The sequence below is a fragment of the Alteribacter salitolerans genome (genome assembly GCF_016901055.1).
GTDB classification, from domain to species: Bacteria; Bacillota; Bacilli; order Bacillales; family Salisediminibacteriaceae; genus Alteribacter; species Alteribacter keqinensis.
The window spans coordinates 190303-202446 of sequence record NZ_JAFEUX010000006.1; the positions used below are offsets into that span (position 1 = coordinate 190303).

General features: G+C 45.8%; 9 protein-coding genes and 1 other annotated feature. Of the genes, 7 read left to right on the forward strand and 2 right to left on the reverse strand.

Annotated features, from left to right (window positions below; all coding sequences use genetic code 11):
* Window positions 1-269: 269 nt before the first annotated feature.
* A complete protein-coding gene (csaA, locus tag JSY36_RS13610; RefSeq protein WP_122901787.1) occupies window positions 270-605 on the forward strand; it encodes a chaperone CsaA in 336 nt (111 codons plus the stop codon).
* Window positions 606-919: 314 nt separating this feature from the next.
* On the opposite strand, the gene JSY36_RS13615 is transcribed toward csaA, so the two are convergent.
* Window positions 920-1816 carry a DUF2628 domain-containing protein gene (locus tag JSY36_RS13615; protein ID WP_205166794.1) on the reverse strand — a complete coding sequence of 299 codons (897 nt, stop codon included), beginning with the start codon at window positions 1814-1816 and terminating at the stop codon, window positions 920-922.
* 123 nt (window positions 1817-1939) lie between these two features.
* Window positions 1940-2129: a binding site (T-box leader), on the forward strand.
* A gap of 434 nt (window positions 2130-2563) precedes the next feature.
* On the opposite strand from JSY36_RS13615, the gene argS reads away from it, so the two are divergent.
* The 4 genes from argS (at window position 2564) to JSY36_RS13635 (ending at window position 8636) form a co-directional block, all read left to right on the forward strand.
* Window positions 2564-4246, forward strand: coding sequence for an arginine--tRNA ligase (argS, locus tag JSY36_RS13620; RefSeq protein WP_205166832.1), 1683 nt, complete (start codon window positions 2564-2566; stop codon window positions 4244-4246).
* Between the two features lie 214 nt (window positions 4247-4460).
* Entirely contained in the window at window positions 4461-5480 is a 1020-nt protein-coding gene (locus JSY36_RS13625) for a F510_1955 family glycosylhydrolase (protein WP_205166795.1), read from the forward strand.
* A gap of 478 nt (window positions 5481-5958) precedes the next feature.
* Window positions 5959-8208, forward strand: coding sequence for a heavy metal translocating P-type ATPase (locus tag JSY36_RS13630; RefSeq protein ID WP_336511492.1), 2250 nt, complete (start codon window positions 5959-5961; stop codon window positions 8206-8208).
* 80 nt (window positions 8209-8288) lie between these two features.
* On the forward strand, window positions 8289-8636 hold the full coding sequence (locus JSY36_RS13635) for an AbrB/MazE/SpoVT family DNA-binding domain-containing protein (protein WP_205166796.1): 348 nt from the start codon (window positions 8289-8291) through the stop codon (window positions 8634-8636).
* Between the two features lie 9 nt (window positions 8637-8645).
* On the opposite strand, the gene JSY36_RS13640 is transcribed toward JSY36_RS13635, so the two are convergent.
* Complete coding sequence (locus tag JSY36_RS13640; protein ID WP_205166797.1) at window positions 8646-9212, reverse strand: hypothetical protein; 567 nt, start codon at window positions 9210-9212, stop codon at window positions 8646-8648.
* Between the two features lie 401 nt (window positions 9213-9613).
* Between JSY36_RS13640 and JSY36_RS13645 the strand changes: the two genes are divergently transcribed.
* The gene (locus JSY36_RS13645; RefSeq protein WP_205166798.1) at window positions 9614-9982 is read left to right on the forward strand and encodes an ArsR/SmtB family transcription factor; all 369 of its coding nucleotides are present in this window, start codon (window positions 9614-9616) and stop codon (window positions 9980-9982) included.
* The gene (locus JSY36_RS13650) at window positions 9975-12098 is read left to right on the forward strand and encodes a heavy metal translocating P-type ATPase (RefSeq protein ID WP_205166799.1); all 2124 of its coding nucleotides are present in this window, start codon (window positions 9975-9977) and stop codon (window positions 12096-12098) included. The genes JSY36_RS13645 and JSY36_RS13650 overlap by 8 nt, the downstream gene beginning before the upstream one ends.
* The last annotated feature ends 46 nt before the right edge of the window (window positions 12099-12144 follow it).

Here is a 12144-nt window from a genome sequence, read left to right on the forward strand (position 1 = left end):
CCTTCATTTTTGGTAGGATTATCTCCTGTTCATCAAGTACCCTAATTATAAATTAGTTAAACACTTATTGAACAAAGATTATACATTAAATATAAAAGGTTTCTTTGATATAGTCAAAAGATAACCTTCCGAGCGCTTAAAATAATCCTTTATAACTATAAAAATAGCAGAAGTCAGTAAAATAAATGTTAATTTCAATTTACAGAGGGAAATGCTTATACAGAGCGAATGTAGTTGTATAAGCAGATGTACAAGGAGGAAGCGGAGGTATGGAAATAACATTTGATGATTTTTTAAAAGTAGATATGAGAGTAGGAACGATAAAAGAGGCTGAACCGTTTCCTGAGGCAAGAACGCCCGCGATCAAGATGACAATAGATTTCGGAGAAGAGATCGGGCTGAAGAAATCGAGTGCCCAGATTACCAGACGTTACGAGCCAAAAGAGTTAGTGGGAAGGCAGATCGTAGCGGTGGTAAACTTCCCTCCGATGCGTGTAGCAGGGTTTAAATCAGAAGTTCTTGTAATGGGCGGTGTACCCGGTGAGGGAGATGTAGTGTTACTTAACGTAGATGAAAAGATTCCTGAAGGAACGAAGGTAGGGTGACGGGGCTGCGGTGACTGACAGCAGGAAGTAAAAAATAAAAGCGCTATAATGAAAAATTAACAGTAAAAAGTGAAAAATAAGATATCGAAGTGAAAAATGAGAGGTTACTGGATCAAAAAACCACAAAACCCGCACTGCCAAAAAAGGCGTGCGGGTAAGGCTCCGGCGGGAGTGGGCGCCAGGGTATGACCCCGGAGGGCGAAGCGTTAGGAGTCACCGGCACCTCTGCGGAAAGCGCAAGGTACGCAGGTTTCATCTATAATAGCTGTGTTTATGTTTTTGTACCATTACAACAATCTATACGAAAAGAGCGTTTACGAATGAGGAGATACCATTGTAAATGTGGCGGTATCCTGAAGTTCTTCTTCTACATACACATCCACTTCATAGTCACCGGCGGAAATATCAGCATGACCTGTATCGAGAAGGGGAATGTTCACGGTACTCGAGCGGAAGAACGTTTCGGATCGTTCAAGAATCAGCTCCCGGCCACCTTCTCCATCTACTTTGTACATTTCAATTTCAAGACCGCCCCGGCCGATTGGCTCCTTGTTTTCGTAAAACAGCATCAGACTTGAGCTGAAAAGGTAATATTCAGGGTCCTGCTCCAACTCCCATGGCGTGTCAGGTGCCCCGTATTCATCGAGATAGACAAAGGCCCCTTTAGGAAAACCCGGGGAGTACTCCCATTCTGCCGAGATGATAAACGGATAAAAAGCAAAGATCACAATCACCAGGGGGGCAACGATAGCGGAAATAATGCTCGCGCCGCTTTGTGAAAAAAGCGGCACCTGTGCACGGTCAGGTTTCTGGTTTCGTTTTGCCAGAATGCTTTTTTTAATTTTTTTAGCATATAAAGCATTGCCGTATGCGCCCGAAATGAGGTGAAGAGCCGCAATCACAAACAGCCAGCCGATCACACGCACGGAAGCGTCTTCTATGCCTGTTACATACTGGACATAGGGAATAAAGCTGTCCGCAAAGCTGTAGACAAGTAAAACGAGAAAATAAAGGCTTGCCCATCCGAACATTCTCCGGTATGAGAACCAGAACGGTGACAGAATAAAGGCTGCCCAGTTCCAACCGGCAAATCGTTCAGGAGCTTTAGACTGGCTCCATTTTTTTATATAATACGAATCATTTATTTGAACAGATTGTTTAATCTCTTTTTTTTCAGTGGTCATCATCTGCCCGAAACTTGTGTCACTCATGATCCTGCCCCTTTCATAATCCACATTATTTTACCACGATCCTTTTAAAAATCACATGGATTGTCCTTAAATCATACTTGCCATTATAAAAGAATTTATGTATGATACAAAAAATGGTATAAATGATATTCGGTGATGAAGAGAGTAGCAAAAAAGAAGCCCAAAGCGAGCCGGTGGCGGTGGAAGACCGGCGGAACCTTCTTTGCGAACCGCACTTCGGAGAAAATGGTATACATTCGGGAGAACCCCGTTATCAAGTTGAGTGGTTTAAAAACAATCAGAGTGGTACCGCGGGAATCGTCTCGTCTCTATTTACAAATAGAGGCGGGACTTTTTGTATTTGCGCTGCTTTAAAAAGAATTGAAATACATCTTTGTTGAACGGAATACACTCCCTTTCCGCGGACTCGTGGCGAACTTCTGCGGGCTTCGGTCATGCGGAATCTCGCGTATTCCGTTCACACTCTTTTAAAAGATAGCTGTTTTTTGTAAGGGTTGTTGTTTTACACAAGAATAGTTGAAGCAGAAGGGCCCGAGACTCCTGTGGCCGTGGGGGCAATGCAAGACCCCGCAGGGCGCAGCCCGAGGAGGCTTGCCAGCACCGCCACGGAAAGCGTAGGGCCCGTATGCGTCAACCACAATTCTAGTGATGAAAAGAATAAAAAGATAGACCAAGTGAGAGGAAATTAACTATCCGTCTAAGTCGGGCAGAGAAAATATCGTTCTTAATAATCAGGAGGAAAAAATGATGAACATGAAGGACATTTTCACAAAAGCACTGGAAGAGCCGTTGAAAAACGAACTCTCAGAACCCCAGATTGCCAGTCTTATTGAACACCCTAAACATGAAGCTCACGGAGACCTGGCATTCCCCTGCTTCCAGCTGGCTAAAAGCATGAAGAAGCCGCCGCATATGATTGCACAGGAACTGTCAGAAGTCGTTGCTTCACAAGAAATTGAGAAAGCAGTGGCAGCGGGACCTTATGTGAACGTCTTTTTCAAACGAAGAAAAATCAGTGCAGGAATTTTAGAAGAGATCTTAAGAAAAGGGGCTGAGTATGGCTCAAATACCACGGGGGAAAAGGGAAATACCGTATTTGATTTTTCCTCGCCCAATATTGCGAAGCCTTTCTCGATGGGACATCTCAGGTCTACAATTATCGGGCAGGCACTTGCCAATATTGCTGAAAAAAATGGATTTAACTCCGTCCGTATTAATCACCTGGGTGACTGGGGAACACAGTTCGGGAAGCTCATGTGTGCCTATACACGATGGGGGGCGGAAGATGATGTGAGAAAGAGCCCCATTCCAACGTTGATGAAATACTACGTGGACTTTCATGAAAAAGCAGAGAATGATCCTTCCCTTCTGGAAGAGGGGAGAGCGTGGTTTAAAAAACTGGAGCTGGGCGATGGCGAAGCGACAAAGCTTTGGAAATGGTTCCGGGACGAGTCATTAAAAGAGTTTGAGCGGGTTTACGATCTCCTCGGTATCAGGTTTGATCATGTGCAGGGAGAGTCATTTTATAACGACAAAATGACACCTGTAGTGGCAGAACTCACAGAAAAAGGACTTTTAACAAAATCTGAAGGGGCTTATGTCGTTGAAACCGGCCCCGGTAAGCCGCCCTGCCTAATCACAAAAACAGATGGTTCGACCCTCTATGCCACAAGAGACCTGGCCGCAGCTGTTTATCGAAAGACAACTTTTGATTTCGCCAAAAGTGTTTATGTCGTAGGGGCGGAGCAGCAGCTTCATTTTGACCAGATTAAAAACGTTCTCCGTAAGATGGGGCGTGAGTGGGAGAAGGACATGGTGCACGTTCCTTTTGGACTTATCTTAAAGGACGGGAAAAAAATGAGTACCCGTAAAGGGAAAATCATTTTGCTTGAAGATGTATTAAAAGATGCCATCAGTCAGGCAGAAGAAAATATTGCATTAAAAAATCCAGCTCTCGAAAACAAGGCGGCCACGGCCAGGGAAGTGGGTGTCGGGGCTGTGGTGTTCCATGATCTGAAGAACGAGAGAATGAACTCTGTGGAATTCAGCCTTGAACAGATGCTGACGTTTGAAGGGGAGACAGGGCCTTATGTCCAGTATACGAATGTCAGAGCCCGGAGCATTTTAACGAAAGCCCGGGCTGAAGGGACACCGCAGGAAGGCCTTGAGGATGATGCGTCGTGGGCGGTTGTAAAAGAGCTCCATGAATTTCCCGATGTGGTCAGAAGAGCCTGGCAGACTTACGAACCTTCTGTAATCGCAAGGTATCTTCTTTCTCTCGCGTCAGCTTTTAATAAATACTACGGGAAGGTAAAGATTCTCGAAAATGATGACTGCCTGGGAGATCGTCTTTCTGTCGTAGCATCTGTTAGCATTGTATTACAGGAAGGACTGAGACTTTTAGGGATCAAGGCTCCCCGTCAAATGTGAAGACACTGAAAAAGGTCGGACCTTTTTCCAGTGCCTTCTAAGCAATGAGCGTAACGGTTGCTTTTTTTAAAGTCTGTTACGAGTGGGTTTCTCGTAAAAGGCGCACAACCGAATGGAGCCATTGCAACTCAAATGTAGGCAGGTTGTGGACGAGCTTGATATTTCCTTCACTTTTTCTTACACTAAAGGCATTGTACTGCAGGGGGTAGAAAAGATGAAAAAAACAATATGGCTGAGCGCCTTGGGCGGTGTTCTTCTGGTCAGTGCCTGTCAAGCAGAAGACCAGGAAGAACAGACTGCAGAGCCTGATGAGTCTCAGGAAGAAGCAGAACACAGTGACCAAAAAACCGTTGATCTTAGCGGCGATGGCGACTTTTTTATACAGAATGATGAACTGGATATTACGCATATCCACGGTCTGGGATATGCGGGAAACGAAGGCATTCTTTATGTGGCTACCCACCACGGACTGGCTTTGTATGATGATGGAATTTGGTACGAAACGTCTGAAGAACGTAATGATTACATGGGATTCAGCGCTGTGGAGGATGGTTTTTATACTAGTGGCCATCCGGGAGAAGCGTCTTCCTTTGATGTGGATCCGATCGGTCTTGTAAAAAGCAAGGACGGGGGAAAAACACTGGAAACGCTTGATCTCCTCGGTATGACAGATTTTCACGTAAAGGGAACCGGATACTATTCCAATGCGATATATGTCTATAATCCAAAAGGCAACGAACGCTTGGAGGAGACCGGGTTTTACCGTACGCTGGACGATGCAGAGACGTGGGAAAAAAGAGAAGGGGAAGGACTTCCTGAAGCGTCATACGACCAGGGAGGCTACCCTAACTTTGCTATCGCAGTTCATCCGTCTGACGAAGATACGTTAGCGGTAGGAACGTCAGAAGGGCTTTTCTTATCGAACGATTCAGGTGGCACTTTTGAGCGTACAGGGCTCGGAAATCCTGTTATTGCAGCCACCTATTATGAAGACGATGTATATGCAGGCATTTGGGACGGGGAAATACAGCTTGTCCGGTATGATGGAGAAGAAACGACGGTGTTAAAACGTCCCGATCTTCAGGAACAGGATGCCATTCAGTATATTGCGGTGAATCCTCAGGATGACAGCGAAATGGTATTCACCACTTTCCATGGAGAAGGCTACCTGAGTGAAGACGGCGGCGATTCGTGGGAGAAAATTATCGAGGCAGGACAGGTTGTGGCAAAGTAATAGTGATAATGAGGTTGGGTCAAAGTCATAAAAAGCAAAAGAAGGTTTCGATTATCGTAAATTGATAATTGGAACCTTTTTTGTTGGTCAAATTTGGCAGGCTTAAGAGACCTTTGATCCTGTCTGGATTTGGTGACTTTACCTTAATTCAGAAGGTATCCATTTTTAAAACTTGATAGTAAATCTGTTGATTGTTCAAAAATCACGAGACGCCCATGGGAAAAGCAAGAGCTGAAGATCCAACGGGGTGGTTTTTCCCCGATTAGCTGAAGCCTTGCCCGCGGCAAGTAAGTGTATTTTTGAACAATCAACGCTATAAACATCATAATCTCTATCACCAGCAGTTAGGACCAGTCTTTTTAACTGAGTTTTGTTCCCTGTTGTTTTTCAGTTAAGCTCATTTACTTGCAGTATATACCCCCATGAGGTATATTGGTGTAAGGAAACACAACTTGAAAATGACAGGAGGTACTTTGCCGTGGCAAAAGTACGCTTTGGAATAGAAGGGATGCATTGTGCATCGTGTGTAAACCGGGTGGAAAAGAAAATATCCCGTGTAGACGGTGTGGAAGCTGTTAATGTGAACCTGGCAACCCACCAGGCTCAGGTCACTGGTGATATTACAGATGAGCGGATCAGTGAAATCATTTCATCTGTTGAAAAAATCGGTTTTGGAGCAAAGCCGCTGACGGATGAAAAAGAAAAAGATTTGTCCAAAAAACAAGAGGCGGAGTCGAAGAAACTAATACGTGACTTTTCGTTTGCAGCAGTGGTTACAGTTATTGTCCTGATCGGGAGTATTCCTCATATGATGCATACGTGGGGATCGTGGGTGCCGGGATGGATGTCCAATCCGTTCTTCCTCCTTATACTCACCACTTATGTACAGCTCGTACCGGGCTGGCGTTTTTACAAAAACAGCTACAAAGTTCTCCGGAGTAAATCAGCGGATATGAATGTACTGGTGGCAATGGGTACCACATCTGCCTGGGCGTATTCCGCAGCGATGACGCTCTTTCCCGGTTTTCTGACGAATGCCGGTTTTCCCTACCAGCTGTACTATGATGTGACGACGGTCATTACTACACTTATCCTTTTAGGTCGGTATTTTGAGGCGAAAGCCAAAGGGCAGACATCCACTGCAATTAAGAAGCTCATGAACCTTCAGGCGAAAACGGCCCGGGTTATCAGGTCCGGACAGGAATTGGAGCTTCCAGTGGAAGAGGTGCGTGTGGGTGATCACATTCTCGTTCGTCCGGGTGAGAGAATACCCGTAGACGGTACGGTAATCGACGGATCGTCCACTGTGGATGAGTCCATGCTCACCGGTGAATCAATACCGGTTTCAAAAAAAGAAAACGATCCGGTAATTGGAGCGACGATTAATAAGTCAGGGTCGTTTACATTCGAAGCCTCCAAGGTAGGTAAAGACACCACTTTAGCGGGGATTATCCGGATGGTAAACGACGCCCAGGGGTCCAAAGCGCCAATTCAGCGAATGGTTGATGTGATATCGGCTTATTTTGTCCCTGCTGTTGTCGGTCTTGCGTCACTGAGCTTTCTCATCTGGCTCGTATTCGGTCCTGACCCATCCTTTATTTTTGCCCTTACCACCTTTATTGCCATTCTGATCATTGCCTGTCCTTGTGCCCTCGGGCTGGCGACACCTACGGCAATTATGGTGGGGACTGAAAAAGGAGCAGAAAACGGTGTGTTAATTAAGGATGCCTCAAGTCTTGAACAGGCTCATAAAATCGACACGATTCTTCTCGATAAAACAGGAACAATTACGCAAGGGCGTCCGGCTTTGACGGATCTTGTCTCTTTGAAGGGGTGGACAAATGAAACGCTTCTTCAAATGGTAGCTTCAATAGAGATGGCATCAGAGCATCCTCTCGGTGAAGCGATTGTACGTGCTGCAAAAGAGCAGCGTCTCTCTTTATCCAAGCCTGGATCATTCGAAGCGGTTTCTGGTCATGGTATTGAGGCTGACTGGGAAGGTAAGCGTGTTTTTATTGGAAACGCGCGTCTTATGGAAAGGGAAGGTATCTCCACGGATGAGCTGAATCAATCCGCACACAAACTTGCTGAAGAAGGTAAAACACCGATGTTCATTGCATCAGAGGGAACCCTGTCCGGCATGGTGGCGGTTTCGGATCCGTTAAAAGAGGATGCAAAAAGCGCTGTGAGTATGCTGAAGGGTATGGGAATCGAAGTGGTTATGCTAACAGGGGATAACAAGCGTACCGCTGCTGCGATTGCGAAAGAAGCAGGAATTGACCGGTTTGAAGCTGAGGTCCTTCCTGAAGATAAAGCATCGTACGTGAAGAAGCTTCAGGCAGAAGGGAAAAAAGTGGCCATGGTCGGGGACGGAATAAATGATGCCCCGGCGCTCGCCCAGGCTGACATTAGCATTGCCATCGGTACCGGGACGGATGTCGCTATGGAAACGGCTAATATTACGCTCATGCGCGGCGATGTAATGAGCATTGTCACTGCCGTGCGTCTGTCTAAGTCCACGATGCGGATGATCTGGCAGAATCTTGGCTGGGCTTTCGGGTACAACATTGTTTTAATTCCTGTTGCAGCAGGACTTTTATATCCATTCTTCGGATTGCTGTTAAATCCGATGCTCGCAGGTGCTGCCATGGCGTTCAGTTCAGTATCGGTTGTGCTAAATACCCTTCGTTTGAAGAAATTTAAAACTGTTGTTCCGGCATCATCCTGAGTCCGGAAAGGTCGTCCATGATAACTGTCTATGTTTAACATCGTTCATAAGGGAAAAAGAGACATAAGGAGGTATCCTTTATGGGAACGGATTCTTGTGCACAGTCCTCTCAAGAATGGATTGATACAAACCTGACATGTAAAATGAACAAGGCCTATGCCGTTACAATACGAAAAAAACTGCGGGAAAAGCTCGGGCTCGAACCGATGAGTACGGTTATTCTCGTTGTTGATAACCAAGCAATCCTCCTATCGACCAAAAGTATAGACGAATCACTCGACATTCAAAGTCATATCAACGATAACGGCTCATTCTACATGCCAAAAGAAATCCGGGACCAGCTTATACTTGCTCCCGGTACCACCTTCCGCATCCGCGTGGGGTCTGACCCCGCACAATTTTGTGAACTTTTGCTCGAAAAAGTTTAGGGTTGCTGTTTAAGGGGTATGCATGTGATTTTGCTGATGGGGTTCAGCAGGCGTCTCCACATTGAACGGCGGCTCTGCTGCCATCAGAAAAAAGGAAAAGCCCACATATACAAGAGTGAAAACAAGCCAGGTGCTGGAATACGCGTGGCTTGTTTCTTTTCTGATTACAGCGTCTCCGTCGATGGTCCGCTGACTCATCCAGAGAAAAGCGGCGACTGTGGCGAGCACTAAGATTACAACTGCAGATGACACGAAAGATATAGGTAGCATTTCTGCTGTCATTGCACCCATCATCCCCGCCATGCTTCCTGAGACAAGTCCTTCAACCACAGGAAGACCTTTATAAGGTAATCCGATCACCGCACCAGCTATGGCCCCGGACGCGACGGAAGCGGTGAGAGAGTGGGTGAATGTCCCGTGAAAGATGCCTCCGAAATAAAATCCGACCACCATCCCCGTAAGCATTGCCCCTGCCATTGCATTCATCATTTTTTCCATTAGCGTCAGGCCATTGCCACGCTTCACACTGAAGTATAAAAACAGTCCCAATGGAACAATCAGAAGTACCAGAGCCATTGCAATATACCCCCTCCCGGTTTTTCGGTTCTCTTTTATCCCTATTCGTACAACCTGTGAAATAGAAGGGAAGGTGTGGGCGGTGGTTGGTGTTAAAAAATCCTGGCTTATGAGCGGGAAGAGAAGTAATACTATCAAAAACCATCATAATTGTGCCAAAAACAAAATTAATACTATCGAAAAAACAAATAATACAATCAAAAATCCAATTAATTCTTCCAGGAGAAATTTGAACAATCGGTAAGAGAAGTAATTGTTAATAATTTCAGATCTTCCCCCCCATTTAAATGGAAACCACAACCACAAAACGCAGAACATTCAAACGAACACTTGAATAATTTGCCCTTTTGAGGTATATTCAAACCAGCATTTGAATATTGTAAACCCAGAGGTGATTGTAGATGAAAACGACAGAAACATGCGAAGTATACACATACGACCAGGCAAAAGTTGATTCTCTTAAAAAACAAATCAACGAAACAGATGTACAGGCAACGAGTCAGATCTTTAAAGTCCTTGCCGATGAAAAACGCTTTACTGTGGCCTATGCCCTGACTCTTACTGAGGAATTGTGCGTGTGTGACATTGCAAACCTGCTGGGCGCATCCACTGCCACCGCGTCCCATCATCTCCGGACGCTCCATAAAAAGGGTCTTGTGAAATCACGGAAAGAAGGGAAACTTGTTTTTTACAGTCTGGATGATGATCATGTAACGGATGTAATCAATCTGGCTATGCTTCATCAACGGGAAGGTAAAGGTCATGAGTAAGAAGGAAGAGTACGTCGTCCGTGGTTTTACGTGCGCAAACTGTGCCTCTCAGTTTGAACGTAATGTTCAAAACATCCACGGTGTAACAGAGGCAAAAGTAAACTTTGCCGCCAGTAAAGTTACGGTGAAAGGTGAGGCGACCATAGAACAAATCGAGGAAGCCGGTGCATTTGAAGACTTAAAGATACTTAAAGCAGACCAAAGGATTGAAGAAGACCACACCCCGTTTTGGAAAAAGGCTAAGAATATCAGGGTCATGATCGCGGCTGTACTTACATTTGCAGGCTGGGTCCTGCTTTTTCAGGCCGGAGAATCACACCCCCTCACGATTACCATTTTTGTGATAGCGGTTGCCATCGGAGGCTGCCGTTTGTTCTGGCAGGGGCTTCGCAACCTTTTAAAGCTTGAATTTACGATGCGTACACTCATGACTATCGCCATTATCGGGGCAGGGCTGATCGGAGAGTGGGGAGAGGCAGCCATCGTTGTTGTTCTCTTTGCCCTCAGTGAAGCTTTGGAGAGCTATTCGATGGAAAAAGCGAGAAAGTCACTTCGCAACCTGATCGACTTGGCTCCACGCTATACGGTTGCAGTAAGAGGGAATAAGGAGATAACGGTTCCGGTTAAAGATATCCGTATCTCTGACACCTTGATCGTAAAACCGGGTGAAAACATTCCGGCAGACGGGATCGTAACAGAGGGATCTACGACAATAAACGAAGCCGCAATAACGGGAGAGAGTATTCCTGCCTTTAAAAAGACCGGAGACGAGGTTTTTGCAGGAACGCTGAATGAAGAAGGCTTGATTAAACTTGAAGTATCAAAAGGACCGGAAGATACGGCCCTGGCTAAGATCATTCATCTTGTAGAAGAAGCCCAGCAGGAGAAAGCTCCTGCACAGCAGTTTATTGACCGGTTTGCAAAGGTATATACGCCGGCAATTATGATCCTTGCAGCATTGATCGCTATGGTTCCACCGCTTTTGTTCCAGGCATCGTGGAGTGAATGGATCTACTTGGGACTGGCGACGCTCGTTGTGGGATGTCCGTGTGCCTTAATTATCTCCACACCGGTTGCCATTGTGACAGCCATCGGCCACAGTGCACATGAAGGTGTTCTGATTAAAGGCGGACTTCATATGGAACAGGCAGGAAAAATTAATGCTGTCGCTTTTGATAAGACGGGAACCCTGACGAAAGGGGAGCCGGCTGTAACGGATGTGGTAATGCCGGATGGTGAAAAAAAAGAGAATCTTCTTCCTCTTGCCTACGCTATTGAAAAATATTCGAATCATCCTCTCGGTAAAGCCGTGGTTCGATATACGGACAAGGAAGATCCCGAGATTACGGAAAATCCGGTGCTCATAGAAGGGCTTGAGAATCTTCCGGGACGTGGTATAAGAGGGAAGGCAGGAAACGAGGAAGTATTTGCTGCCAGTCCGGAATATGTGATGGAAACCTTCCCGGGTTTATACAGCAAGGACGTAGAGACTAAAGTCGAGAATCTTTTAAAAGAAGGAAAAACAATTATCGTAATTGGATCACAGAAGAAAGTACTCGGCCTGTTTGCTCTCCAGGATGAAGTGAAGACAGACGCTTATGATTCGATCAAAAATCTGGAAGAACTTGGAATAAAGAAGATTGTCATGCTTACGGGAGACCACCTGTACACAGCCGAGGCAGCAGGAAAAGAGGCCGGCATTACGGATGTCCGGGCAAGACTGATGCCGGAAGATAAGCTTTCGGTCATCAAGCAGTTAAAAGCTAAGGGGTACAATGTAGGTATGATCGGAGATGGTGTCAATGACGCCCCTGCTCTTGCGGCAGCGGATGTTTCCATCGCCATGGGTAAAGGAGGAACCGATGCAGCCCTGGAAACAGCAGATATTTCACTCATGGGAGATGATCTTACCAAGCTTCCCTATACGATCCGCCTCAGCCGAAAAACGGTGAAGGTTATTAAACAGAACATCATTTTCTCTTTTGTTTTGAAGCTTGCTGCCCTTATGCTCGTTCCATTCGGTCTTCTTACCCTCTGGATCGCGATTTTTGCCGATATCGGAGCGACGCTGCTCGTAACATTAAACAGCTTAAGGTTAATGAAGATAAAGAGATAGGAAGATTGTTTTTGCGGGTGAAAAGTTGAGGAGGCAAAGGGGTTCA